This window comes from Comamonas sp. C11 (assembly GCF_024496285.1).
In the GTDB taxonomy this organism is placed as follows: Bacteria; Pseudomonadota; Gammaproteobacteria; order Burkholderiales; family Burkholderiaceae_C; genus Comamonas; species Comamonas testosteroni_F.
Genome location: NZ_CP101743.1, coordinates 595,462 through 621,942, shown reverse-complemented (window position 1 = coordinate 621,942; position 26,481 = coordinate 595,462). Strand labels below are relative to the sequence as shown.

Annotated in this window: 11 protein-coding genes, 6 tRNA genes and 8 rRNA genes; 1 reads left to right on the top strand and 24 read right to left on the bottom strand. The window is 55.2% G+C overall.

Translation table 11 applies throughout. The features are described 5' to 3' along the window. Window positions 1-47: 47 nt before the first annotated feature. The 10 genes from NOX35_RS02860 to NOX35_RS02815 all read right to left on the bottom strand — a co-directional run bounded on the left by NOX35_RS02860 (window position 48) and on the right by NOX35_RS02815 (window position 9,844). Window positions 48-1,178, bottom strand: a complete 1,131-nt coding sequence (locus tag NOX35_RS02860) for an acyl-CoA dehydrogenase family protein (protein WP_256495645.1) — start codon at window positions 1,176-1,178, stop codon at window positions 48-50. Between the two features lie 45 nt (window positions 1,179-1,223). Next, the gene (locus NOX35_RS02855) at window positions 1,224-1,895 is read right to left on the bottom strand and encodes an SDR family oxidoreductase (protein ID WP_182285524.1); all 672 of its coding nucleotides are present in this window, start codon (window positions 1,893-1,895) and stop codon (window positions 1,224-1,226) included. Window positions 1,896-1,972: 77 nt separating this feature from the next. Then, window positions 1,973-2,602: an MSMEG_1061 family FMN-dependent PPOX-type flavoprotein gene (locus NOX35_RS02850; RefSeq protein WP_182285523.1), complete on the bottom strand. Its 630-nt coding sequence runs from the start codon at window positions 2,600-2,602 to the stop codon at window positions 1,973-1,975. Then, window positions 2,599-3,711 carry a hypothetical protein gene (locus NOX35_RS02845; protein ID WP_256495643.1) on the bottom strand — a complete coding sequence of 371 codons (1,113 nt, stop codon included), beginning with the start codon at window positions 3,709-3,711 and terminating at the stop codon, window positions 2,599-2,601. The genes NOX35_RS02850 and NOX35_RS02845 overlap by 4 nt, the downstream gene beginning before the upstream one ends. A gap of 107 nt (window positions 3,712-3,818) precedes the next feature. Continuing rightward, window positions 3,819-5,003: an acetyl-CoA C-acyltransferase gene (locus NOX35_RS02840; protein WP_256495642.1), complete on the bottom strand. Its 1,185-nt coding sequence runs from the start codon at window positions 5,001-5,003 to the stop codon at window positions 3,819-3,821. Between the two features lie 41 nt (window positions 5,004-5,044). Beyond that, entirely contained in the window at window positions 5,045-6,892 is a 1,848-nt protein-coding gene (gene aceK / locus NOX35_RS02835) for a bifunctional isocitrate dehydrogenase kinase/phosphatase (RefSeq protein WP_256495641.1), read from the bottom strand. 103 nt (window positions 6,893-6,995) lie between these two features. Beyond that, window positions 6,996-7,658 carry a carbonate dehydratase gene (can, locus tag NOX35_RS02830; RefSeq protein ID WP_003059108.1) on the bottom strand — a complete coding sequence of 221 codons (663 nt, stop codon included), beginning with the start codon at window positions 7,656-7,658 and terminating at the stop codon, window positions 6,996-6,998. A 50-nt stretch (window positions 7,659-7,708) separates the two neighbouring features. Then, window positions 7,709-8,896, bottom strand: a complete 1,188-nt coding sequence (locus NOX35_RS02825) for an isovaleryl-CoA dehydrogenase (protein WP_256495640.1) — start codon at window positions 8,894-8,896, stop codon at window positions 7,709-7,711. Window positions 8,897-8,935: 39 nt separating this feature from the next. Beyond that, window positions 8,936-9,394: a PaaI family thioesterase gene (locus tag NOX35_RS02820; protein ID WP_256495639.1), complete on the bottom strand. Its 459-nt coding sequence runs from the start codon at window positions 9,392-9,394 to the stop codon at window positions 8,936-8,938. Between the two features lie 48 nt (window positions 9,395-9,442). Beyond that, window positions 9,443-9,844, bottom strand: coding sequence for a MerR family DNA-binding transcriptional regulator (locus NOX35_RS02815; RefSeq protein ID WP_003061601.1), 402 nt, complete (start codon window positions 9,842-9,844; stop codon window positions 9,443-9,445). Window positions 9,845-9,965: 121 nt separating this feature from the next. Here NOX35_RS02815 and NOX35_RS02810 point away from each other — a divergent pair, with 121 nt between their 5' ends. Beyond that, on the top strand, window positions 9,966-11,051 hold the full coding sequence (locus tag NOX35_RS02810; protein ID WP_256495638.1) for an MBL fold metallo-hydrolase: 1,086 nt from the start codon (window positions 9,966-9,968) through the stop codon (window positions 11,049-11,051). A gap of 147 nt (window positions 11,052-11,198) precedes the next feature. Here the strand turns inward: NOX35_RS02810 and rrf (NOX35_RS02805) are convergent. From rrf (NOX35_RS02805) to NOX35_RS02740, 14 genes are all read right to left on the bottom strand, one after another. After that, window positions 11,199-11,311 (bottom strand): 5S ribosomal RNA (gene rrf / locus NOX35_RS02805). Window positions 11,312-11,476: 165 nt separating this feature from the next. Then, window positions 11,477-14,354 (bottom strand): 23S ribosomal RNA (locus NOX35_RS02800). A 420-nt stretch (window positions 14,355-14,774) separates the two neighbouring features. Further along, window positions 14,775-14,850, bottom strand: a tRNA-Ala gene (locus NOX35_RS02795). Window positions 14,851-14,878: 28 nt separating this feature from the next. After that, window positions 14,879-14,955 (bottom strand) — tRNA-Ile (locus NOX35_RS02790). Window positions 14,956-15,048: 93 nt separating this feature from the next. Beyond that, window positions 15,049-16,581: ribosomal RNA gene (locus NOX35_RS02785) — 16S ribosomal RNA — on the bottom strand. A 351-nt stretch (window positions 16,582-16,932) separates the two neighbouring features. After that, window positions 16,933-17,045, bottom strand: a 5S ribosomal RNA gene (gene rrf / locus NOX35_RS02780). Between the two features lie 165 nt (window positions 17,046-17,210). Continuing rightward, window positions 17,211-20,088 (bottom strand): 23S ribosomal RNA (locus NOX35_RS02775). A 420-nt stretch (window positions 20,089-20,508) separates the two neighbouring features. Continuing rightward, a tRNA-Ala gene (locus NOX35_RS02770) sits at window positions 20,509-20,584 on the bottom strand. Window positions 20,585-20,612: 28 nt separating this feature from the next. After that, window positions 20,613-20,689, bottom strand: a tRNA-Ile gene (locus NOX35_RS02765). Between the two features lie 93 nt (window positions 20,690-20,782). Next, window positions 20,783-22,315 (bottom strand): 16S ribosomal RNA (locus tag NOX35_RS02760). A gap of 351 nt (window positions 22,316-22,666) precedes the next feature. Continuing rightward, window positions 22,667-22,779 (bottom strand): 5S ribosomal RNA (rrf, locus tag NOX35_RS02755). 165 nt (window positions 22,780-22,944) lie between these two features. Continuing rightward, window positions 22,945-25,822, bottom strand: a 23S ribosomal RNA gene (locus tag NOX35_RS02750). The 16S, 23S and 5S rRNA genes sit together here with 6 tRNA genes alongside, the layout of an rRNA operon. A gap of 416 nt (window positions 25,823-26,238) precedes the next feature. After that, a tRNA-Ala gene (locus NOX35_RS02745) sits at window positions 26,239-26,314 on the bottom strand. 28 nt (window positions 26,315-26,342) lie between these two features. Continuing rightward, a tRNA-Ile gene (locus tag NOX35_RS02740) sits at window positions 26,343-26,419 on the bottom strand. Between the last annotated feature and the right edge of the window lie 62 nt (window positions 26,420-26,481).

The following is a 26,481-nucleotide window of genomic DNA, read 5'->3' as shown; positions in this document are numbered from 1 at the left end:
TCGTGCACAGCAGTTGACAACGGCGGGCTTTTGCCGCCAGGCGCAGATCAGGCCAGCGCCCGCTGGATCAATATCTTCTGCACATCGCTGGTGCCTTCGTAGATCTGGCACACACGCACATCGCGATAGATCCGCTCCACGGGGAAGTCGCTCACCACGCCATAGCCGCCCAGGGTCTGGATGGCGGCGCTGCATACGCGCTCGGCCATCTCGCTGGCAAAGAGCTTGGCCATGGCGGCTTCCTTCAGGCAGGGAAGACCCGCATCACGCAGGCTGGCAGCATGCCAGATCAGCTGCCGGGCTGCTTCAATTTGCGTGGCACATTCGGCGAGCCTGAAGCCCACGGCCTGATGGTTGAAGATGGGCTGGCCAAAGCTCTCGCGTTCCTTGCTGTATTGCAGGGCGCATTCAAAGGCCGCACGCGCCATGCCCACGCTTTGCGCGGCAATGCCGATACGCCCGCCCTCGAGTGCGGACAGCGCAATCCTGTAGCCCTCGCCCTCGGCCCCGATCAGGTTAGACCCGGGAATGCGGCAGTTCTCGAAATTGATCTGTGCCGTATCGCTGCTGTGCTGGCCCAGCTTGTCCTCCAGGCGTGCCACCTGGTAGCCGGGATTGACGGTGGGCACGATGAAGGCACTCATGCCTTTCTTGCCCGCAGCCTTGTCGGTGACGGCGATGACGATGGCGACATCGCCATTCTTGCCGCTGGTGATGAACTGCTTGACGCCGTTGATGACGTAGTCCTCGCCATCGCGCACAGCCGTGGTACGCAGCGCCGAGGCATCGCTGCCCACATGGGGCTCGGTCAGGCAGAAGGCACCCAGCATCTGCCCCTGGGCCAGCGGACGCAGCCATTGCTCCTGCTGGCTGGCACTGCCGTACTTCATGAGGATGGCATTGACCGGGCAATTGGTCACGCTGATGACGGTGCTGGTGCCACCATCGCCGGCGGCAATTTCCTCGAGCACCAGCGCCAGGCTCACATAGTCCAGGCCCGCACCACCGAGCTCCTCGGGCACGCAGATGCCATAGGCACCGAGCGCGGCCAGCCCCTGGTGCACATCCTTGGGGAACTGGTGTTCCTTGTCCCAGCGCGCGGCATGGGGGGTGATCTGCTCGCGCACAAAATCGCGCAAAGCGTCGCGGATCATTTCCTGGTCCTGATTCAGCAGCATGTTGTCTCCGATATTTATAGCTATATGCCCGTTGTTCAGCCTGGGCTAGGCGTCTAGAAGCTTGATGTATCTGCCGTCGTGGCGCAGCAGCTGGCCACGGTCTTCGGGCTTGACCTGCGCCAGGGCCTGCATCAGTCCCTGCACGCTTTGAGCCACCGACAGCGGGGCCGCAGCGCCGCCCATCTCGGTCTGCACCCAGCCCGGGTCCAGCGCCAGCAGCGTCAGGCCCGGCCATTGGCGGCAGGCCGAGACCACGGCCATATTGAGCGCAGCCTTGCTGACGCGGTACAGCCAGGCGCTCTCGTCCGCATCGCCCAGCAGGGACATGCCGCTGGAGAAGGCGCCGATCACGCCGCCAGCCTCCTGCACCATGGGCGCAATCTGCGGCAGGGCCTGCATGAAGCCCAGCACATTGCTGTGCATCACCAGGTCGAACTGCTGCTGGGTAGGCGGCACGCCTGCGTCATGACCGTCCCAGACGCCGGCCACGTACAGCGCGATATCGATGCTGGCCCCGTCAAGCTGCCAGGCCAGGCCGCTGACGCTGGCCGGATCGGCCAGATCGACCTGCAGCACCCGGGCGCCCCGTGCCTGCAGGTCGACCATGTCTTCAGCCTTGCGCACGGTGGCAATCACCTGGTGGCCCTGCGCCAGGTAGGCCTCGGCCAGGGCCCGCCCCAGACCGCGTGATGCGCCAAGAATCAGTATCAAAGCCATAGCTGTTTGCGCCTATGAATATTGGGTTTCAAAACGTTTTTCATCGAGAATCCTTTCATGACAGGCGCTGTCAGCTATCAACTTTTCTTGATCTGCTCGGCGGCAATCATGGCGCCATAGCGGGCCACCATGCTTTCCTGCGATTCAGGTTGTGCGGTCAGCCCCATTTGGGCATGGATGATCTGATTGAGCGTGGGCATGACGTTGCGCGCCACCCTGGCTTCCTCGCTCCACAGGCGCGAGCGCATCAGCGCCTTGGCACAGTGCAGATAGGCTTCCTGCACATGGACTTCGATCACCAGCTTGGGGCGGAAATGATCGCTGGCAAACAAGGCCGTGTAATGCGCCTCGTCACGCAGCTGGGCCGTGCCGTTGACACGCAGGGTTTCGTCGAAGCCCGGCACAAAGAACAGCAGGCCCAGGCGCGGGTCGTCGAGCAGGTTGCTCAGGCTGTCCAGCCGGTTGTTGCCGCCGGCATCGGGAATGAGCAAGGTATTGGCGTCCGGTGCCTTGACGAAGCCAGGCTTGCCGCCTCGTGGCGAGGCATCGAGCAAGGCTTCGCCTGGACCGCCCGTGGCCATGACCAGAAACGGCGACAGCGCGATAAAGCGCAGGCAGTGCCGATCCAGCTCCCACTGCTGCTTGAGCAGCGCCCTCTCGGCCGGCGGGTCATACAACTGCAGCAGTTGCTCACGCGAAGTGATCATGAAGCCAGGACCTCCTCGGGACGGTCGTTGCGGTGAATGGCGGCGTACAGAGACAGGAACTCGTTCCAGGAAGGATCGAAGCTCACGCTGAGCTCACCCTCCAGCTCGGGCACATGCTGTCTGCCCAGTTGTCCGGCCAGTTGCACCGCATGGACCGGATCTTCCACATAGTAGGTGGCCACGCGGGCACTCATGTTTTCCACGCGCGAGAAGGCAAGAATGCCGCGCTGCTCGCGGCTGAGTTGTTCATCCAGCGCATCCTGGGCGTCACGCACGCCGTCCAGCTCTTGCTGGCTGGAGAAAGTGAAGCGCCACTCCATGAAATGCGACAGATCGGCACGCGTGGCCACGGCATTGGCCCCGTCGTGGAAGGTCAGGATATCGGGCGGCGCATCCTCGTCGGCATCCTGTGCACGCACTTCGAGCGAGAGCCAGCGGTCGCTGTCTTCCTGGGGGAATTCATAGCTGCGGCCCAGCTGCTGGCGGATGAAGCCATCGAACAGCGGCGGGAACTCCGACAGCAGAGCGGAGCCGTAGACATCGGCCGCAGCCTCGTCGACGAACTCGACCGGGCCCACGCGTACGGAAAAATCCCACTCGCCCAGCACATGGTCCAGCATGATGAAAGCCATGTGCTGCGCATGCTCGGCCATGTCCCTGGCAATGGGCTTCTCGAACGAGAGCTTGAGGCCTATGATGCCGCCCGCATCGTAATAGCCCACCCGGATATCGGAGCAGGCCAGCTCGAAGCCGTCCATGCGCATGCCGAAGTTGCTGCCCAGCGCGCGGCTGCGAAACGCCTGCACGCCGTAATGCTCGAAACGCGGCGCCTGGCGTACCAGTGCCTGGGCATTCTCGAACTGCGCCGTGTTGCCATGGGCCGAGATCACCAGACGGGAGCCGGCTTCCCCGAGCTTGCCTTCCAGCTCCAGACTCAGGCCCGGCGCATATTGGTGCAGCAACTCATTGGAGCTTTCCACAAACTCATGGCGATCAAGCCCCTCCAGCTGGCTCAGCTGGTTGGAAAAATCGCCCCAGAAAGCATCAATCTGCTGCGGCTCCAGCGGCTTGATGGTCTCGCTCTCGTCGTGGTGAATGTCTGCGCTCATGAATGATTTCCGCAATGTGAGCTGCACACATTCAGCGCGAATGCGTGCAATCCGTTGAACATGCGTTCACTGTAGAGCAAACCGGTGACGGTTCTGAGCAAATGGCGTCAGATCAGCTCAATTGCCATGGCCGTGGCCTCGCCGCCGCCGATGCACAGCGTGGCCAGGCCCTTCTTCTTGCCGCGTGTCTTGAGCGCATGCAGCAGGGTGACCAGAATGCGCGCACCGCTGGCGCCAATCGGGTGTCCGAGAGCGCAGGCGCCGCCATTCACGTTGACCTTGTCATGCGAGACCTTGAGATCGGCCATCAGCGCCATGGGCACCACGGCGAAGGCTTCGTTGATTTCCCACAGGTCCACATCCTCCACGGCCCATCCGGCCTTCTTCAGCGCCTTTTCGGTGGCGCCCACGGGTGCAGTGGTAAACCACTCGGGGGCCTGTGCAAAGGTCGCGTGCGAGACGATGCGCGCCAGCGGCTTGCAGCCCAGCTGCCTTGCGGTGGACTCGCGCATCAGCACCATGGCGGCAGCGCCGTCGTTGATGCTGGAGCTCGACGCCGCCGTGATGGTGCCGTCCTTCTTGAACGCAGGCTTGAGACTGGAGATCTTGTCCAGCTTGGCCTTGGCCGGGCCTTCGTCAACGCTGACGGTCACGTCGCCCTTGCGGGTCTTGACGGTGACAGGAGTGATTTCGGCATCGAAGGCGCCGCTTTGCGCCGCGGCCTGGGCGCGCTGCACGCTGGCAATGGCAAACGCGTCCTGCGCTTCACGCGTGAACTGGTATTTGGCGGCGCAGTCCTCACCGAAGGTGCCCATGGAGCGGCCCGCTTCATAGGCGTCTTCGAGACCGTCGAGCATCATGTGATCGAAGATCTTGTCGTGTCCCATGCGATAGCCGCCACGCCCCTTCTTGAGCAGATAAGGGGCATTGGTCATGCTCTCCATGCCGCCGGCAATCATCACCTCGCGGCTGCCGGCGATGAGCTGGTCGTGCGCCAGGATGGTGGCCTCCATACCGGCGCCGCACATCTTGGACAGGGTCACGGCACCTGTGCTTTGCGGCAGGCCGCCCTTGAAGCCGGCCTGACGAGCCGGAGCCTGGCCCTGGCCGGCCATCAGGCAGTTGCCAAATAGCACTTCTTCCACCAGCTCAGGCCGGATTCCGGCACGTTCGACTGCCGCCTTGATGGCTGCGCCGCCCAGGTCATGGGCGGCCAGATCGGAAAAATCGCCCTGGAACGCGCCCATGGGAGTGCGAGCAGCGCTGACGATGACAACGGGATCCTGATGCATGGTTTGTCTCCTTGAAAAATGGATGGATGTGATCTGCCTCTTCAGGCGAGGCTATTGACGGGAATCTCGAAACGCTGCGTGTCCAGGCCTGCGTCGCCAGCATGCAGGAAGCGGCTGCGCTCGTAGGGGAACACGTCCAGAAAATGACCGTCACGGATACGGCTCTGATGGCCGCGCCAGAACTCGGCCTCCAGCAGATCGGCGTGATGGCGCATGAAGATGTCGCGCACGGCCGGATGGCCCAGCAGAAAAGGCCCGAAGGTCTCGGGGAAGACATCCCTGGGGCCGACCGAGTACCAGATGTCGCCCGACATCTCCTCTTCCTCGGTTCGCGGCTGCGGCACCTCGCGGAAATTGCAATCGGTCAGGTATTCGATCTCGTCATAGTCGTAGAACACCACCTTGCCGCCGCGCGTGACGCCAAAATTCTTCCACAGCATGTCGCCGGGAAAGATATTGGTGGCGACCAGATCCTTGATGGCATTGCCGTACTCGAGAATCGCCCTCTCCATGGCAGCGCGGCGCTCCGGCTTGGTATCTGCCTCGGCCAGACACTCCATCAGGAACAGGTTCAGCGGCACCAGGCGGCGCTCTATGTAGAGATGGCTGATGATGACTTCCATCTGCCCGTCGCCATCACGGTCACTGATCTCGATCTGCTCGGGAGCCTGGGCATGCAGCTCGGCCAGCAGCTCATCGCTGAAGCGCTCCCTGGGAAAAGCCACCAGGCTGTACTCCATGGTGTCGGCCATACGGCCGCCACGGTCATGCTTCTTGACCAGCTGGTACTTGGCCTTGACCTGGGGACGCGACACATCCTTGCTGCTGGCGATACGGTCCTTGATGAGCTTGAACACATAGGGGAAGCTGGGCAGGTCGAACACCAGCATGACCAGGCCCTTGATGCCGGGCGCAATGCGCAGCTGATCGCTGGAATGGCGCAGATGATGCAGAAAGTCGCGGTAGAACAGCGTCTTGCCCTGCTTGGCCAGACCCAGGGCGTTATAGATTTCCGCCTTGGGCTTGCGCGGCATGAGGCTGCGCAGAAAGCTCACATAGGCGCTGGGCACTTCCATGTCCACCATGAAATAGGCGCGCGCAAAGCTGAACAGCGCATGCAGGTCGTCCTCGCCGAACAGGGCCGCGTGCAGTATCAGCTGCCCCTGCTCTCCATGCAGTATGGGAATCGCCAGCGGCAGCTCGGTATAGCCGGTGATGATCTTGCCGACCAGATAGGCCCCCTTGTTGCGGTAGAACAGGCTGGACAGCACCTGAAGCTGGAAGTTGGCCCTGAGCGTCAGACCCGCCAGCCTCTCGCGTATGCGCTCGGCCAGCAGATGCACGTCGCGCGGCAGGTCTTCGAAGCCGCATTGCAGTTGCAGCTGCTCGAACAGGCTCTGCAGCGTGCCTTCGATGCGGTCGAGGTTGCCGGGGTAGTAGGCGCGGTAGATGGGTACGGCACCCGGCGCAGTGTTTTCCAGATACTCGGTGCTGACGGCCGCACGCACGAAGATGAAGTCGTTCTGGAAATGGGTGCGGTGCAGAATCTTGGTGGTGACCGAGTTGAAGAAGGTCTCGGCCAGCTCCGGCTGCAGATGATCGACCATCAGGCCGATGTAATGCAGCTTGACCTGCTGCCAGACAGCCATGCTCTGCAGGCTGGCGGCAAACCCCTCTTCCAGCCTCTGGATGCAGGCACGCACCTGCCGGTCGTAGAACTCTATGCGTTCGCGCTGAGCCTGCTGCTGGCCCTGCCAGTCCATGGTCTCGAAGCGTTGCTTGGCTCGGGCAGCTTCCGCACTGAACATGCGGTAATGCTGGTTGTAGCCGTGCATCAGGGCCTGCGCAATGGCATAGGCCTCGGGGGCGTCCAGTCGTTGCGGAAACATGGCGGGCCAGTCGCTCCAGATAAGTGAGCAGCACTCTCAAACAGAACAAGCGACACAGGCCTTGAGTCCGCTTGAGGGCACTGCAACTGCGCTGCGGCAGCGATCAGTCGCGCTTGCGCGCAGCGACCTTCTCGACAGCCTTGTTGTAGACATCCTCCAGGCCGCCCACACCAGGCACGGTCATTTCGAGGTTGGTGATGTGGCCGTTGTTCAGGCTGTAGCACCAGCCGTGCAGAGTCACCTTCTGGCCGCGGGCCCAGGCATCCTGCATCACGGTGGACTGGGCCACGTTGACCACCTGCTCGATGGCGTTGAGCTCGCACAGCACATCGTGGCGGAACTGGGTGGAGATGCCTTCGAGCAGCTTGATGTGCTTGTCGCGCACGTCGCGCACGTGGCGGGTCCAGTTGTCCACCAGACCCAGGCGCAGATTGTTCAGCGCCGCATACACGCCGCCGCAGCCATAGTGGCCCACCACCATCAGGTGCTCGATCTTCAGATGATCGACCGAGTACTGAATGGTGGACAGGCAGTTCAGATCGCTGGGCACCACCACGTTGGCCACGTTGCGGTGCACGAACACCTCGCCAGGCTCCAGACCCGTGATCTGGTTGGCTGGCACGCGGCTGTCCGAGCAGCCGATCCACATGTACTTGGGTTTTTGCTGCGCCATCAGTCCGGTAAAGAAACCAGGACGATCACGCTCCATCTGGTCTGCCCATTCGCGGTTGTGGACAAACAGTTCTTCGATGGAGGTCGTTGTCATGAAGCTATCCTTCTTTTTGTGGTTGAAAGAACGGCGCAGCTCCTGCTTTTTCAGCAGGTTTCAGCAAACAGCTCGCGGCCTATGAGCATGCGGCGAATTTCGCTGGTGCCAGCGCCAATCTCATAGAGTTTCGCATCTCGCCACAGACGACCAAGCGGATACTCGTTGATATACCCATTGCCGCCATAGATTTGCACGCCCTCGCCGGCCATCCAGGTGGCCTTCTCGGCGCACCACAAGATCACGCTGGCGCAATCCTTGCGAACCTGGCGCACATGATCGGTTCCCAGAAGATCCAGGTTTTTAGCGACCGTATAGGCAAAAGAGCGGCCTGCTTGCAGCACGGTGTACATGTCCGCCACCTTGCCCTGGATCAGCTGGAACTCGCCGATGCTCTGGCCGAACTGCTTGCGGTCGTGGATATAGGGCACGACATTGTCCATGACGGACTGCATGATGCCCAGCGGGCCGCCGGTCAGGACGGCGCGCTCATAGTCCAGGCCGCTCATCAATACCTTGGCGCCCATGTTCAGGCCACCAAGAATGTTTTCAGCCGGCACTTCCACATCCTGGAACACCAGCTCGCCCGTATGGCTGCCTCGCATGCCCAGCTTGTCCAGCTTTTGCGCGATCGAGAAGCCCTTCATGCCCTTCTCGATCAGAAAGGCCGTCACGCCACGAGCGCCCATCTCCGGCTCGGTCTTGGCATAGACCACCAGGGTGTCGGCATCGGGCCCGTTGGTAATCCACATCTTGCTGCCATTGAGCAGGTAGTAGCCACCCTTGTCCTCGGCATTGAGCTTCATGCTGATGACGTCAGAGCCGGCACCGGGCTCGCTCATGGCCAGCGCGCCCACGTGTTCCCCAGTGATGAGCTTGGGCAGGTATTTGGCCTTCTGCGCCTCGCTGCCGTTGCGATTGATCTGGTTCACGCACAGATTGCTGTGCGCGCCATAGGACAGGCCCACCGAGGCACTGGCGCGCGAGATTTCCTCCATCGCCACCATATGCGCCAGATAGCCCATATCGGCGCCGCCGTACTGCTCGGGTACGGTGATGCCGAGCACGCCCAGCTCGCCGAACTTGCGCCACACGTCCATGGGGAACTGGTCGCTGCGGTCGATCTCGGCCGCACGCGGAGCAATCTCGCTCTGTGCGAACTCACGCACCGCATCACGCAGCGCATCGATGTCTTCACCGAGCTGGAAGTTCAGTCCGGGCAGATTGGCAAGGCTCATGGTTGTCTCCTGTAGATATGGGTCTGACGAATCGTCTTGTCAGTGTTGTATGCCTTCACGGTTCTGCACACACATCAGAGTGCAGCCCATTGTGGCGATCAGTTTCTCTTTTCCCTGGTCAATGGCGAATGCCTTGCCTTCGGATACGGTGATGGTGCGTCCGGGCTTGATGACCCGGCCCTCCATGCGAAAGCGCTGGCCCTTGGCCGGGGCGAGCAGATTGATCTTGAATTCGATGGTGAGCACGGCGGCATCCGTTGGCATCAGCGTCAGGCCCGCATAGCCGCAGGCCGAGTCGAGAGCGGTGGACACCATGCCGGCGTGCAAAAAACCATGCTGCTGTGTCAGGCCCGGAGCCCAGTCCAGACAGATATCGACAACGCCTGGCTCCACCAGGGTCAGCTCCGCGCCAATCGTGGCCATGGCGCCTTGCCTGGCAAAGCTCTGCCTCACCCGATGAACAAAATCCAGAGACTCGGTGACACCTGCAACAGACATGACAACGCTCCAGCAATGCTTTGAAATTGACGTTTACGTAAACGTCAATTATGCGCCATTTTTGCTCTCGCTCCTCTTCAATAGCGTGCGCGCCTCTTTTTCCTGCTCTCGCACCTCATCCAGTGTCACTTGCAGATCGGCCATCTGCGCTTCGAGCTGCTTGCGGTGGATCGCCAGCACATCGAGAAACTTGCGCAGCTGCACGCCCGTATCACGCGGGCTGTCATACATGTCGATGATTTCCTTGGCCTCCGACAGCGACAACCCCAGGCGCTTGGCCCGCAGCGTCAGGCGCAGACGTGCGCGGTCTCTCGATGAATACACGCGGTTGCGGCCGCCTGCGCCGGAGCGCTCCGGCTGCAGCAAGCCCATGTCCTCATAAAAACGGATGGCCCGAGTCGTGAGATCGAACTCTTTGGCAAGATCGCTGATGGTGTAAATGGTCGACATGATTCTTTAGGGTTGTAGGTCTTGCATCGCACAGGCGACTGCCAGAAGCGGCTTGATCTCTAAAATGCTTTGACAAAACTGACGTTTACGTTAACGTCAATGCTAAACGAATTACCGCCCCATGACCTCAAGCCAAGAATCCGCTCTTCACTACCCACTGGGTGATACCTTGCCCGGTCCAGCCCAGACTCTGGAAGTGGCACCCGGCGTCAAGTGGATCCGCATGACCTTGCCATTTGCCCTTGATCACATCAACCTCTGGCTGCTGCGTGATCGCCAAACGGATCCACATGGCCAGGTACACGAGGGCTGGACGGTCGTCGACTGCTGCGTCAATCGCACTGAAGCTCGCGAGCAATGGGAGCAGATTTTTGCCTCTGCGCTTGAAGGCCTGCCTATTCTGCGTGTCATCGTCACCCATATGCACCCCGACCATATCGGTCTGGCCGGCTGGCTCTGCCATCAATGGAATGCGCCCTTGTGGGTCAGTGCCACCGATTACAACGTCGCCCGCGTCGCCATGAAAGACAGAGATGGCTTCGGCGGCGAATCTGGTGCGGACTTCTACAGCCTGCACGGACAGAGAGATGAAGAATTTCTGCTCCATGTGCGTGGCCGTGGCAGCTACTACTCTTCCCTGGTAGCGCCTATCCCCGACATCTATCAGCGCATCATGGATGGCGACCAGATAGACATCAACGGCCGCACATGGCAGTGCATTGCCGGCTACGGTCACGCGCCGGAGCACATGGCGCTTTATTGCGCCGAGCTCAAGACACTGATCAGCGGTGACATGGTGCTGCCCCGTATTTCCGCCAATGTCAGCGTGCACTCTTCCGAGCCCGAAGCCAACCCGCTGCAGCTGTTTCTCACATCGCTGAAGCGCTACTTCGCTCTCCCTCAGGACACCTATGTTCTGCCCTCGCATGGCAAGCCATTCACAGGATTGCATACCCGTGTCCAGCAACTGCTGGACCATCATCAGGAACGTCTGGTCGACATCATGCAGGCCTCCCGGCAACAGGGGCTGAGCGCTGCCGACATCCTTCCCATCCTCTTCAAACGCCAACTGGACACTCACCAGATGACTTTCGCCATGGGCGAGGCTCTGGCTCACCTGCACTACCTCTGGTTCAGCCGGCAACTGACGCGGCGGCTGGATGAAAACGGCATCCTGCGCTTCTATGCCCCCAACATGCAGAAATAAAAAGAGAGCGCCTGGCGCTCTCTTTTTATAGGCTTCCGGTATTTTTACGGCTGCAATGCTTTGCCAGCCTACGGCAGGCGCTCCTCATTTTGAGGCGCCCAATAAAAAACCCCGTAATCTTTCGACTACGGGGTTTTCACTGTAAGAGCCTGACGATGACCTACTTTCACACGGGAACCCGCACTATCATCGGCGCTAAGTCGTTTCACTGTCCTGTTCGGGATGGGAAGGAGTGGTACCAACTTGCTATGGTCATCAGGCATAAACTTTTTGTCAGATTGACGGCGCCTCGATTAACTTCTTAATCTCGCTCACCCTCAGTCCAACGAATTCATAGAGTCTTCAATCAGCTTTTCGATTGCGCCTTTTCGGCATAACTAGAACTTGCGTTCTGTCTTTATTTTTCCAGGCTTACCCAAAGTTATAGGGTCAAGCCGCACGGGCAATTAGTACTGGTTAGCTTAACGCATTGCTGCGCTTCCACACCCAGCCTATCAACGTCGTGGTCTACAACGACCCTTCAGAGGGCTCAAGGCCCCGGCAGATCTCATCTTGAAACGAGTTTCCCGCTTAGATGCTTTCAGCGGTTATCTCTTCCACACTTAGCTACCCTGCGATGCCACTGGCGTGACAACAGGTACACCAGAGGTGTGTCCACTCCGGTCCTCTCGTACTAGGAGCAGGCTTCCTCAAATCTGCAGCGCCCACGGAAGATAGGGACCAAACTGTCTCACGACGTTTTAAACCCAGCTCACGTACCTCTTTAAATGGCGAACAGCCATACCCTTGGGACCGACTACAGCCCCAGGATGAGATGAGCCGACATCGAGGTGCCAAACACCGCCGTCGATATGAACTCTTGGGCGGTATCAGCCTGTTATCCCCAGAGTACCTTTTATCCGTTGAGCGATGGCCCTTCCATACAGAACCACCGGATCACTATGTCCTGCTTTCGCATCTGCTCGACTTGTCAGTCTCGCAGTTAAGCACGCTTATGCCATTGCACTATCGTCACGATGTCCGACCGTAACTAGCGTACCTTCGAACTCCTCCGTTACGCTTTGGGAGGAGACCGCCCCAGTCAAACTGCCTACCATGCACTGTCCCCGATCCAGATAATGGATCCAGGTTAGAACCTCAAACGCACCAGGGTGGTATTTCAACGTTGGCTCCATGCGATCTAGCGACCGCACTTCAAAGCCTCCCACCTATCCTACACAGATCCGTTCAAAGTCCAATACAAAGCTACAGTAAAGGTTCATGGGGTCTTTCCGTCTTTCCGCGGGGAGATTGCATCATCACAAACATTTCAACTTCGCTGAGTCTCAGGAGGAGACAGTGTGGCCATCGTTACGCCATTCGTGCAGGTCGGAACTTACCCGACAAGGAATTTCGCTACCTTAGGACCGTTATAGTTACGGCCGCCGTTTACTGGGACTTCAATCAAGAGCTTGCACCCCATCATTTAATCTTCCAGCACCGGGCAGGCGTCACACCCTATACGTCCACTTTCGTGTTTGCAGAGTGCTGTGTTTTTATTAAACAGTCGCAGCCACCAATTTTTTGCAACCCCTTTGAGCTCCGTTTGTACAACTTCACTTACTTGGGGTACACCTTCTCCCGAAGTTACGGTGTCAATTTGCCGAGTTCCTTCTCCTGAGTTCTCTCAAGCGCCTTAGAATACTCATCTCGCGCACCAGTGTCGGTTTGCGGTACGGTCGTCAATAGCTGAAGCTTAGTGGCTTTTCCTGGAAGCAGGGTATCACTCACTTCGTCTGCAAGCAGACTCGTTATCACCCCTCATCTAAGCCTGGCGGATTTGCCTACCAGGCACGACTACAGGCTTGAACCAACATATCCAACAGTTGGCTGAGCTAACCTTCTCCGTCCCCACATCGCACTATTGATCGGTACAGGAATATTGACCTGTTTCCCATCAGCTACGCATCTCTGCCTCGCCTTAGGGGCCGACTCACCCTACGCCGATGAACGTTGCGTAGGAAACCTTGCGCTTACGGCGAGGGGGCTTTTCACCCCCTTTAACGCTACTCATGTCAGCATTCGCACTTCTGATACCTCCAGCATCCGTTACCAGACACCTTCACAGGCTTACAGAACGCTCTCCTACCACTTGCAATAAATTGCAAATCCGCAGCTTCGGTAACTGGCTTAGCCCCGTTACATCTTCCGCGCAGGACGACTCGATCAGTGAGCTATTACGCTTTCTTTAAATGATGGCTGCTTCTAAGCCAACATCCTGACTGTTTTAGCCTTCCCACTTCGTTTCCCACTTAGCCAATTTTAGGGACCTTAGCTGGCGGTCTGGGTTGTTTCCCTCTTGAGTCCGGACGTTAGCACCCGGTGCTCTGTCTCCCAAGCTGTACTCGTCGGTATTCGGAGTTTGCATAGGTTTGGTAAGTCGCCATGACCCCCTAGCCTAAACAGTGCTCTACCCCCGACGGTAATACTTGAGGCACTACCTAAATAGTTTTCGGAGAGAACCAGCTATTTCCAAGTTTGTTTAGCCTTTCACCCCTATCCACAGCTCATCCCCTAATTTTGCAACATTAGTGGGTTCGGACCTCCAGTACCTGTTACGGCACCTTCATCCTGGCCATGGATAGATCACTTGGTTTCGGGTCTACACCCAGCGACTAGTCGCCCTATTCGGACTCGATTTCTCTTCGCCTCCCCTATTCGGTTAAGCTTGCCACTGAATGTAAGTCGCTGACCCATTATACAAAAGGTACGCCGTCACCCCTAAGGGCTCCGACTTTTTGTAAGCATACGGTTTCAGGATCTATTTCACTCCCCTCCCGGGGTTCTTTTCGCCTTTCCCTCACGGTACTGGTTCACTATCGGTCGATGATGAGTATTTAGCCTTGGAGGATGGTCCCCCCATATTCAGACAGGGTTTCTCGTGCCCCGCCCTACTTGTCTGCAGCCTAGTACCACCGATCGGTTTTCACATACGGGACTATCACCCACTATGGTCGGCCTTTCCATGCCGTTTTGTTAACTGATCGACTATCACTGCAAGGCTCTTCCGAATTCGCTCGCCACTACTATCGGAATCTCGGTTGATGTCTTTTCCTCTGGGTACTTAGATGTTTCAGTTCTCCAGGTTCGCTTCGTGCACCTATGTATTCAGTGCACGATACCTCTTGCGAGGTGGGTTCCCCCATTCAGAAATCTCCGGATCAAAGCTTATTTGCCAGCTCCCCGAAGCTTATCGCAGGCTATCACGTCTTTCGTCGCCTATCATCGCCAAGGCATCCACCATATGCTCTTAGTCACTTGACCCTATAACTTTGGACTCTCTCGTCGAGAATCAAAGCCTGGTGTTCAAAGACTGGTGAGGTCTTGCACCTCACGCGTTATGCCGTAATGTGAATATCTTTGGCTGCATCTTTCGACGCAGCTTAGAGAATATTCGTCATTACTAGATACATTTGCATTCGCAAAATATCTGTTTTGACGCAATCAAAATGTTGCTGGCGGCACGGTGCACAAACCTTGGTTTGTGCTTTCCACCAGCAACGCTGATTTCGACTCTATGAATTTTTAAAGAACAGCCTATTGATCAAAGATCAATATAAAAGCAGTCTGATGCAGACTGCTTTTATATTGAATTTGGTTTTTTCGCTTTCACTCTGCTTTTGCTTCGCTTGCGCTTCACATCTGCTGAGCCAACGATTATAGCACCATTAGCGCTATCATTTTTGGTGGAGGATGACGGGATCGAACCGACGACCCCCTGCTTGCAAAGCAGGTGCTCTCCCAGCTGAGCTAATCCCCCGGGATCCTCTGACCAGATATTGGAATCTTGGTGGGTCTAGTTGGGCTCGAACCAACGACCCCTGCGTTATCAACACAGTGCTCTAACCAGCTGAGCTACAGACCCATTCCATGCAGCCCGCCGTCACTCAGCAGGCCACCTGGCTTGTTCCAACAACCGATAAGTGTGGACGTTCAATTTGAAGCAGCATTTTTCCAGAAAGGAGGTGATCCAGCCGCACCTTCCGATACGGCTACCTTGTTACGACTTCACCCCAGTCACGAACCCCGCCGTGGTAAGCGCCCTCCTTGCGGTTAGGCTACCTACTTCTGGCGAGACCCGCTCCCATGGTGTGACGGGCGGTGTGTACAAGACCCGGGAACGTATTCACCGTGACATTCTGATCCACGATTACTAGCGATTCCGACTTCACGCAGTCGAGTTGCAGACTGCGATCCGGACTACGACTGGCTTTATGGGATTAGCTCCCCCTCGCGGGTTGGCAACCCTTTGTACCAGCCATTGTATGACGTGTGTAGCCCCACCTATAAGGGCCATGAGGACTTGACGTCATCCCCACCTTCCTCCGGTTTGTCACCGGCAGTCCCATTAGAGTGCTCAACTGAATGTAGCAACTAATGGCAAGGGTTGCGCTCGTTGCGGGACTTAACCCAACATCTCACGACACGAGCTGACGACAGCCATGCAGCACCTGTGTGCAGGTTCTCTTTCGAGCACCAAACCATCTCTGGTAAGTTCCTGCCATGTCAAAGGTGGGTAAGGTTTTTCGCGTTGCATCGAATTAAACCACATCATCCACCGCTTGTGCGGGTCCCCGTCAATTCCTTTGAGTTTCAACCTTGCGGCCGTACTCCCCAGGCGGTCAACTTCACGCGTTAGCTTCGTTACTGAGTCAGTTAAGACCCAACAACCAGTTGACATCGTTTAGGGCGTGGACTACCAGGGTATCTAATCCTGTTTGCTCCCCACGCTTTCGTGCATGAGCGTCAGTGCAGGCCCAGGGGATTGCCTTCGCCATCGGTGTTCCTCCGCATATCTACGCATTTCACTGCTACACGCGGAATTCCATCCCCCTCTGCCGCACTCTAGCCTTGCAGTCACAATGGCAGTTCCCAGGTTGAGCCCGGGGATTTCACCACTGTCTTACAAAACCGCCTGCGCACGCTTTACGCCCAGTAATTCCGATTAACGCTTGCACCCTACGTATTACCGCGGCTGCTGGCACGTAGTTAGCCGGTGCTTATTCTTACGGTACCGTCATGACCCGGGGATATTAGCCCCAGGCTTTTCGTTCCGTACAAAAGCAGTTTACAACCCGAGGGCCTTCATCCTGCACGCGGCATTGCTGGATCAGGCTTTCGCCCATTGTCCAAAATTCCCCACTGCTGCCTCCCGTAGGAGTCTGGGCCGTGTCTCAGTCCCAGTGTGGCTGGTCGTCCTCTCAGACCAGCTACAGATCGCAGGCTTGGTAAGCCTTTACCCCACCAACTACCTAATCTGCCATCAGCCGCTCTAGTAGCACAAGGCCCGAAGGTCCCCTGCTTTCATCCGTAGATCTCATGCGGTATTAGCTACTCTTTCGAGTAGTTATCCCCCACTACTAGGCACGTTCCGATGTATTACTCACCCGTTCGCCACTCGTCAGCATCCGAAGACCTGTTACCGTTCGACTTGCATGTGTAAAGCATGCCGCCAGCGTTCAATCTGAGCCAGGATCAAACTCTATAGTTCGATCTTGAATTTAAAGTCTTTCGACTGCTCACTCACTTGACGGAATCAAGAAGAATAAATTCTTCCTCATTACTGTTTTTGTGAGCGTTTGATAACTCCGAAGAGTTTGTTCCGAAGAACTGGCTGCTTGCCCTCAAACGCCCACGCTTATCGGCTGTATTTTTTTAAGGAACCGAGTACAAAATCAGAAGAACCGATCTTGAATCTCGTTGCTTGCTGCGATCAGCGAAGCCTTCTATTGTAGCACTGTTTTCACAGCACTTTTAAAACGTTTTTGCGTTTTCTTCTCGCCCCTTAGCACAAGGAGGGAGAAGAAAACGCCTGGCGTGAGCCAGGCGTTTTGGCGTAAGAGCCTGACGATGACCTACTTTCACACGGGAACCCGCACTATCATCGGCGCTAAGTCGTTTCACTGTCCTGTTCGGGATGGGAAGGAGTGGTACCAACTTGCTATGGTCATCAGGCATAAACTTTTTGTCAGATTGACGGCGCCTCGATTAACTTCTTAATCTCGCTCACCTTCAGTCCAACGAATTCATAGAGTCTTCAATCAGCTTTTCGATTGCGCCTTTTCGGCATAACTAGAACTTGCGTTCTGTCTTTATTTTTCCAGGCTTACCCAAAGTTATAGGGTCAAGCCGCACGGGCAATTAGTACTGGTTAGCTTAACGCATTGCTGCGCTTCCACACCCAGCCTATCAACGTCGTGGTCTACAACGACCCTTCAGGGGGCTCAAGGCCCCGGCAGATCTCATCTTGAAACGAGTTTCCCGCTTAGATGCTTTCAGCGGTTATCTCTTCCACACTTAGCTACCCTGCGATGCCACTGGCGTGACAACAGGTACACCAGAGGTGTGTCCACTCCGGTCCTCTCGTACTAGGAGCAGGCTTCCTCAAATCTGCAGCGCCCACGGAAGATAGGGACCAAACTGTCTCACGACGTTTTAAACCCAGCTCACGTACCTCTTTAAATGGCGAACAGCCATACCCTTGGGACCGACTACAGCCCCAGGATGAGATGAGCCGACATCGAGGTGCCAAACACCGCCGTCGATATGAACTCTTGGGCGGTATCAGCCTGTTATCCCCAGAGTACCTTTTATCCGTTGAGCGATGGCCCTTCCATACAGAACCACCGGATCACTATGTCCTGCTTTCGCATCTGCTCGACTTGTCAGTCTCGCAGTTAAGCACGCTTATGCCATTGCACTATCGTCACGATGTCCGACCGTAACTAGCGTACCTTCGAACTCCTCCGTTACGCTTTGGGAGGAGACCGCCCCAGTCAAACTGCCTACCATGCACTGTCCCCGATCCAGATAATGGATCCAGGTTAGAACCTCAAACGCACCAGGGTGGTATTTCAACGTTGGCTCCATGCGATCTAGCGACCGCACTTCAAAGCCTCCCACCTATCCTACACAGATCCGTTCAAAGTCCAATACAAAGCTACAGTAAAGGTTCATGGGGTCTTTCCGTCTTTCCGCGGGGAGATTGCATCATCACAAACATTTCAACTTCGCTGAGTCTCAGGAGGAGACAGTGTGGCCATCGTTACGCCATTCGTGCAGGTCGGAACTTACCCGACAAGGAATTTCGCTACCTTAGGACCGTTATAGTTACGGCCGCCGTTTACTGGGACTTCAATCAAGAGCTTGCACCCCATCATTTAATCTTCCAGCACCGGGCAGGCGTCACACCCTATACGTCCACTTTCGTGTTTGCAGAGTGCTGTGTTTTTATTAAACAGTCGCAGCCACCAATTTTTTGCAACCCCTTTGAGCTCCGTTTGTACAACTTCACTTACTTGGGGTACACCTTCTCCCGAAGTTACGGTGTCAATTTGCCGAGTTCCTTCTCCTGAGTTCTCTCAAGCGCCTTAGAATACTCATCTCGCGCACCAGTGTCGGTTTGCGGTACGGTCGTCAATAGCTGAAGCTTAGTGGCTTTTCCTGGAAGCAGGGTATCACTCACTTCGTCTGCAAGCAGACTCGTTATCACCCCTCATCTAAGCCTGGCGGATTTGCCTACCAGGCACGACTACAGGCTTGAACCAACATATCCAACAGTTGGCTGAGCTAACCTTCTCCGTCCCCACATCGCACTATTGATCGGTACAGGAATATTGACCTGTTTCCCATCAGCTACGCATCTCTGCCTCGCCTTAGGGGCCGACTCACCCTACGCCGATGAACGTTGCGTAGGAAACCTTGCGCTTACGGCGAGGGGGCTTTTCACCCCCTTTAACGCTACTCATGTCAGCATTCGCACTTCTGATACCTCCAGCATCCGTTACCAGACACCTTCACAGGCTTACAGAACGCTCTCCTACCACTTGCAATAAATTGCAAATCCGCAGCTTCGGTAACTGGCTTAGCCCCGTTACATCTTCCGCGCAGGACGACTCGATCAGTGAGCTATTACGCTTTCTTTAAATGATGGCTGCTTCTAAGCCAACATCCTGACTGTTTTAGCCTTCCCACTTCGTTTCCCACTTAGCCAATTTTAGGGACCTTAGCTGGCGGTCTGGGTTGTTTCCCTCTTGAGTCCGGACGTTAGCACCCGGTGCTCTGTCTCCCAAGCTGTACTCGTCGGTATTCGGAGTTTGCATAGGTTTGGTAAGTCGCCATGACCCCCTAGCCTAAACAGTGCTCTACCCCCGACGGTAATACTTGAGGCACTACCTAAATAGTTTTCGGAGAGAACCAGCTATTTCCAAGTTTGTTTAGCCTTTCACCCCTATCCACAGCTCATCCCCTAATTTTGCAACATTAGTGGGTTCGGACCTCCAGTACCTGTTACGGCACCTTCATCCTGGCCATGGATAGATCACTTGGTTTCGGGTCTACACCCAGCGACTAGTCGCCCTATTCGGACTCGATTTCTCTTCGCCTCCCCTATTCGGTTAAGCTTGCCACTGAATGTAAGTCGCTGACCCATTATACAAAAGGTACGCCGTCACCCCTAAGGGCTCCGACTTTTTGTAAGCATACGGTTTCAGGATCTATTTCACTCCCCTCCCGGGGTTCTTTTCGCCTTTCCCTCACGGTACTGGTTCACTATCGGTCGATGATGAGTATTTAGCCTTGGAGGATGGTCCCCCCATATTCAGACAGGGTTTCTCGTGCCCCGCCCTACTTGTCTGCAGCCTAGTACCACCGATCGGTTTTCACATACGGGACTATCACCCACTATGGTCGGCCTTTCCATGCCGTTTTGTTAACTGATCGACTATCACTGCAAGGCTCTTCCGAATTCGCTCGCCACTACTATCGGAATCTCGGTTGATGTCTTTTCCTCTGGGTACTTAGATGTTTCAGTTCTCCAGGTTCGCTTCGTGCACCTATGTATTCAGTGCACGATACCTCTTGCGAGGTGGGTTCCCCCATTCAGAAATCTCCGGATCAAAGCTTATTTGCCAGCTCCCCGAAGCTTATCGCAGGCTATCACGTCTTTCGTCGCCTATCATCGCCAAGGCATCCACCATATGCTCTTAGTCACTTGACCCTATAACTTTGGACTCTCTCGTCGAGAATCAAAGCCTGGTGTTCAAAGACTGGTGAGGTCTTGCACCTCACGCGTTATGCCGTAATGTGAATATCTTTGGCTGCATCTTTCGACGCAGCTTAGAGAATATTCGTCATTACTAGATAAATTTGCATTCGCAAAATATCTGTTTTGACGCAATCAAAATGTTGCTGGCGGCACGGTGCACAAACCTTGGTTTGTGCTTTCCACCAGCAACGCTGATTTCGACTCTATGAATTTTTAAAGAACAGCCTATTGATCAAAGATCAATATAAAAGCAGTCTGATGCAGACTGCTTTTATATTGAATTTGGTTTTTTCGCTTTCACTCTGCTTTTGCTTCGCTTGCGCTTCACATCTGCTGAGCCAACGATTATAGCACCATTAGCGCTATCATTTTTGGTGGAGGATGACGGGATCGAACCGACGACCCCCTGCTTGCAAAGCAGGTGCTCTCCCAGCTGAGCTAATCCCCCGGGATCCTCTGACCAGATATTGGAATCTTGGTGGGTCTAGTTGGGCTCGAACCAACGACCCCTGCGTTATCAACACAGTGCTCTAACCAGCTGAGCTACAGACCCATTCCATGCAGCCCGCTGTCACTCAGCAGGCCACCTGGCTTGTTCCAACAACCGATAAGTGTGGACGTTCAATTTGAAGCAGCATTTTTCCAGAAAGGAGGTGATCCAGCCGCACCTTCCGATACGGCTACCTTGTTACGACTTCACCCCAGTCACGAACCCCGCCGTGGTAAGCGCCCTCCTTGCGGTTAGGCTACCTACTTCTGGCGAGACCCGCTCCCATGGTGTGACGGGCGGTGTGTACAAGACCCGGGAACGTATTCACCGTGACATTCTGATCCACGATTACTAGCGATTCCGACTTCACGCAGTCGAGTTGCAGACTGCGATCCGGACTACGACTGGCTTTATGGGATTAGCTCCCCCTCGCGGGTTGGCAACCCTTTGTACCAGCCATTGTATGACGTGTGTAGCCCCACCTATAAGGGCCATGAGGACTTGACGTCATCCCCACCTTCCTCCGGTTTGTCACCGGCAGTCCCATTAGAGTGCTCAACTGAATGTAGCAACTAATGGCAAGGGTTGCGCTCGTTGCGGGACTTAACCCAACATCTCACGACACGAGCTGACGACAGCCATGCAGCACCTGTGTGCAGGTTCTCTTTCGAGCACCAAACCATCTCTGGTAAGTTCCTGCCATGTCAAAGGTGGGTAAGGTTTTTCGCGTTGCATCGAATTAAACCACATCATCCACCGCTTGTGCGGGTCCCCGTCAATTCCTTTGAGTTTCAACCTTGCGGCCGTACTCCCCAGGCGGTCAACTTCACGCGTTAGCTTCGTTACTGAGTCAGTTAAGACCCAACAACCAGTTGACATCGTTTAGGGCGTGGACTACCAGGGTATCTAATCCTGTTTGCTCCCCACGCTTTCGTGCATGAGCGTCAGTGCAGGCCCAGGGGATTGCCTTCGCCATCGGTGTTCCTCCGCATATCTACGCATTTCACTGCTACACGCGGAATTCCATCCCCCTCTGCCGCACTCTAGCCTTGCAGTCACAATGGCAGTTCCCAGGTTGAGCCCGGGGATTTCACCACTGTCTTACAAAACCGCCTGCGCACGCTTTACGCCCAGTAATTCCGATTAACGCTTGCACCCTACGTATTACCGCGGCTGCTGGCACGTAGTTAGCCGGTGCTTATTCTTACGGTACCGTCATGACCCGGGGATATTAGCCCCAGGCTTTTCGTTCCGTACAAAAGCAGTTTACAACCCGAGGGCCTTCATCCTGCACGCGGCATTGCTGGATCAGGCTTTCGCCCATTGTCCAAAATTCCCCACTGCTGCCTCCCGTAGGAGTCTGGGCCGTGTCTCAGTCCCAGTGTGGCTGGTCGTCCTCTCAGACCAGCTACAGATCGCAGGCTTGGTAAGCCTTTACCCCACCAACTACCTAATCTGCCATCAGCCGCTCTAGTAGCACAAGGCCCGAAGGTCCCCTGCTTTCATCCGTAGATCTCATGCGGTATTAGCTACTCTTTCGAGTAGTTATCCCCCACTACTAGGCACGTTCCGATGTATTACTCACCCGTTCGCCACTCGTCAGCATCCGAAGACCTGTTACCGTTCGACTTGCATGTGTAAAGCATGCCGCCAGCGTTCAATCTGAGCCAGGATCAAACTCTATAGTTCGATCTTGAATTTAAAGTCTTTCGACTGCTCACTCACTTGACGGAATCAAGAAGAATAAATTCTTCCTCATTACTGTTTTTGTGAGCGTTTGATAACTCCGAAGAGTTTGTTCCGAAGAACTGGCTGCTTGCCCTCAAACGCCCACGCTTATCGGCTGTATTTTTTTAAGGAACCGAGTGCAAAATCAGAAGAACCGATCTTGAATCTCGTTGCTTGCTGCGATCAGCGAAGCCTTCTATTGTAGCACTGTTTTCACAGCACTTTTGAAACGTTTTTGCGTTTTCTTCTCACCCCTTAGCACAAGGAGGGAGAAGAAAACGCCTGGCGTGAGCCAGGCGTTTTGGCGTAAGAGCCTGACGATGACCTACTTTCACACGGGAACCCGCACTATCATCGGCGCTAAGTCGTTTCACTGTCCTGTTCGGGATGGGAAGGAGTGGTACCAACTTGCTATGGTCATCAGGCATAAACTTTTTGTCAGATTGACGGCGCCTCGATTAACTTCTTAATCTCGCTCACCCTCAGTCCAACGAATTCATAGAGTCTTCAATCAGCTTTTCGATTGCGCCTTTTCGGCATAACTAGAACTTGCGTTCTGTCTTTATTTTTCCAGGCTTACCCAAAGTTATAGGGTCAAGCCGCACGGGCAATTAGTACTGGTTAGCTTAACGCATTGCTGCGCTTCCACACCCAGCCTATCAACGTCGTGGTCTACAACGACCCTTCAGGGGGCTCAAGGCCCCGGCAGATCTCATCTTGAAACGAGTTTCCCGCTTAGATGCTTTCAGCGGTTATCTCTTCCACACTTAGCTACCCTGCGATGCCACTGGCGTGACAACAGGTACACCAGAGGTGTGTCCACTCCGGTCCTCTCGTACTAGGAGCAGGCTTCCTCAAATCTGCAGCGCCCACGGAAGATAGGGACCAAACTGTCTCACGACGTTTTAAACCCAGCTCACGTACCTCTTTAAATGGCGAACAGCCATACCCTTGGGACCGACTACAGCCCCAGGATGAGATGAGCCGACATCGAGGTGCCAAACACCGCCGTCGATATGAACTCTTGGGCGGTATCAGCCTGTTATCCCCAGAGTACCTTTTATCCGTTGAGCGATGGCCCTTCCATACAGAACCACCGGATCACTATGTCCTGCTTTCGCATCTGCTCGACTTGTCAGTCTCGCAGTTAAGCACGCTTATGCCATTGCACTATCGTCACGATGTCCGACCGTAACTAGCGTACCTTCGAACTCCTCCGTTACGCTTTGGGAGGAGACCGCCCCAGTCAAACTGCCTACCATGCACTGTCCCCGATCCAGATAATGGATCCAGGTTAGAACCTCAAACGCACCAGGGTGGTATTTCAACGTTGGCTCCATGCGATCTAGCGACCGCACTTCAAAGCCTCCCACCTATCCTACACAGATCCGTTCAAAGTCCAATACAAAGCTACAGTAAAGGTTCATGGGGTCTTTCCGTCTTTCCGCGGGGAGATTGCATCATCACAAACATTTCAACTTCGCTGAGTCTCAGGAGGAGACAGTGTGGCCATCGTTACGCCATTCGTGCAGGTCGGAACTTACCCGACAAGGAATTTCGCTACCTTAGGACCGTTATAGTTACGGCCGCCGTTTACTGGGACTTCAATCAAGAGCTTGCACCCCATCATTTAATCTTCCAGCACCGGGCAGGCGTCACACCCTATACGTCCACTTTCGTGTTTGCAGAGTGCTGTGTTTTTATTAAACAGTCGCAGCCACCAATTTTTTGCAACCCCTTTGAGCTCCGTTTGTACAACTTCACTTACTTGGGGTACACCTTCTCCCGAAGTTACGGTGTCAATTTGCCGAGTTCCTTCTCCTGAGTTCTCTCAAGCGCCTTAGAATACTCATCTCGCGCACCAGTGTCGGTTTGCGGTACGGTCGTCAATAGCTGAAGCTTAGTGGCTTTTCCTGGAAGCAGGGTATCACTCACTTCGTCTGCAAGCAGACTCGTTATCACCCCTCATCTAAGCCTGGCGGATTTGCCTACCAGGCACGACTACAGGCTTGAACCAACATATCCAACAGTTGGCTGAGCTAACCTTCTCCGTCCCCACATCGCACTATTGATCGGTACAGGAATATTGACCTGTTTCCCATCAGCTACGCATCTCTGCCTCGCCTTAGGGGCCGACTCACCCTACGCCGATGAACGTTGCGTAGGAAACCTTGCGCTTACGGCGAGGGGGCTTTTCACCCCCTTTAACGCTACTCATGTCAGCATTCGCACTTCTGATACCTCCAGCATCCGTTACCAGACACCTTCACAGGCTTACAGAACGCTCTCCTACCACTTGCAATAAATTGCAAATCCGCAGCTTCGGTAACTGGCTTAGCCCCGTTACATCTTCCGCGCAGGACGACTCGATCAGTGAGCTATTACGCTTTCTTTAAATGATGGCTGCTTCTAAGCCAACATCCTGACTGTTTTAGCCTTCCCACTTCGTTTCCCACTTAGCCAATTTTAGGGACCTTAGCTGGCGGTCTGGGTTGTTTCCCTCTTGAGTCCGGACGTTAGCACCCGGTGCTCTGTCTCCCAAGCTGTACTCGTCGGTATTCGGAGTTTGCATAGGTTTGGTAAGTCGCCATGACCCCCTAGCCTAAACAGTGCTCTACCCCCGACGGTAATACTTGAGGCACTACCTAAATAGTTTTCGGAGAGAACCAGCTATTTCCAAGTTTGTTTAGCCTTTCACCCCTATCCACAGCTCATCCCCTAATTTTGCAACATTAGTGGGTTCGGACCTCCAGTACCTGTTACGGCACCTTCATCCTGGCCATGGATAGATCACTTGGTTTCGGGTCTACACCCAGCGACTAGTCGCCCTATTCGGACTCGATTTCTCTTCGCCTCCCCTATTCGGTTAAGCTTGCCACTGAATGTAAGTCGCTGACCCATTATACAAAAGGTACGCCGTCACCCCTAAGGGCTCCGACTTTTTGTAAGCATACGGTTTCAGGATCTATTTCACTCCCCTCCCGGGGTTCTTTTCGCCTTTCCCTCACGGTACTGGTTCACTATCGGTCGATGATGAGTATTTAGCCTTGGAGGATGGTCCCCCCATATTCAGACAGGGTTTCTCGTGCCCCGCCCTACTTGTCTGCAGCCTAGTACCACCGATCGGTTTTCACATACGGGACTATCACCCACTATGGTCGGCCTTTCCATGCCGTTTTGTTAACTGATCGACTATCACTGCAAGGCTCTTCCGAATTCGCTCGCCACTACTATCGGAATCTCGGTTGATGTCTTTTCCTCTGGGTACTTAGATGTTTCAGTTCTCCAGGTTCGCTTCGTGCACCTATGTATTCAGTGCACGATACCTCTTGCGAGGTGGGTTCCCCCATTCAGAAATCTCCGGATCAAAGCTTATTTGCCAGCTCCCCGAAGCTTATCGCAGGCTATCACGTCTTTCGTCGCCTATCATCGCCAAGGCATCCACCATATGCTCTTAGTCACTTGACCCTATAACTTTGGACTCTCTCGTCGAGAATCAAAGCCTGGTTTCAAAGACTGGTGAGGTCTTGCACCTCACGCGTTATGCCGTAATGTGAATATCTTTGGCTGCATCTTTCGATGCAGCTTAGAGAATATTCGTCATTACTAGATACATTTGCATTCGCAAAATATCTGTTTTGACGCAATCAAAATGTTGCTGGCGGCACGGTGAGTATTTTTCAACTCTTTCCACCAGCAACGCTGATTTCGACTCTATGAATTTTTAAAGAACAGCCTATTGATCAAAGATCAATATAAAAGCAGTCTGATGCAGACTGCTTTTATATTGAATTTGGTTTTTTCGCTTTCACTCTGCTTTTGCTTCGCTTGCGCTTCACATCTGCTGAGCCAACGATTATAGCACCTTTGGGCGCTATCATTTTTGGTGGAGGATGACGGGATCGAACCGACGACCCCCTGCTTGCAAAGCAGGTGCTCTCCCAGCTGAGCTAATCCCCCGGGATCCTCTGACCAGATATTGGAATCTTGGTGGGTCTAGTTGGGCTCGAACCAACGACCCCTGCGTTATCAACACAGTGCTCTAACCAGCTGAGCTACAGACCCATTCCATGCAGCCCGCCGTCACTCAGCAGGCCACCTGGCTTGTTCCAACAACCGATAAGTGT

Excerpts from the sequence above, each read along its gene's own strand:
- NOX35_RS02860 (WP_256495645.1), bottom strand. The coding sequence starts at position 1,178 with ATGCTGCTGAATCAGGACCAGGAAATGATCCGCGACGCTTTGCGCGAT.
- NOX35_RS02855 (WP_182285524.1), bottom strand. The coding sequence starts at position 1,895 with ATGGCTTTGATACTGATTCTTGGCGCATCACGCGGTCTGGGGCGGGCC.
- NOX35_RS02850 (WP_182285523.1), bottom strand. The coding sequence starts at position 2,602 with ATGATCACTTCGCGTGAGCAACTGCTGCAGTTGTATGACCCGCCGGCC.
- NOX35_RS02845 (WP_256495643.1), bottom strand. The coding sequence starts at position 3,711 with ATGAGCGCAGACATTCACCACGACGAGAGCGAGACCATCAAGCCGCTG.
- NOX35_RS02840 (WP_256495642.1), bottom strand. The coding sequence starts at position 5,003 with ATGCATCAGGATCCCGTTGTCATCGTCAGCGCTGCTCGCACTCCCATG.
- aceK (WP_256495641.1), bottom strand. The coding sequence starts at position 6,892 with ATGTTTCCGCAACGACTGGACGCCCCCGAGGCCTATGCCATTGCGCAG.
- can (WP_003059108.1), bottom strand. The coding sequence starts at position 7,658 with ATGACAACGACCTCCATCGAAGAACTGTTTGTCCACAACCGCGAATGG.
- NOX35_RS02825 (WP_256495640.1), bottom strand. The coding sequence starts at position 8,896 with ATGAGCCTTGCCAATCTGCCCGGACTGAACTTCCAGCTCGGTGAAGAC.
- NOX35_RS02820 (WP_256495639.1), bottom strand. The coding sequence starts at position 9,394 with ATGTCTGTTGCAGGTGTCACCGAGTCTCTGGATTTTGTTCATCGGGTG.
- NOX35_RS02815 (WP_003061601.1), bottom strand. The coding sequence starts at position 9,844 with ATGTCGACCATTTACACCATCAGCGATCTTGCCAAAGAGTTCGATCTC.
- NOX35_RS02810 (WP_256495638.1), top strand. The coding sequence starts at position 9,966 with ATGACCTCAAGCCAAGAATCCGCTCTTCACTACCCACTGGGTGATACC.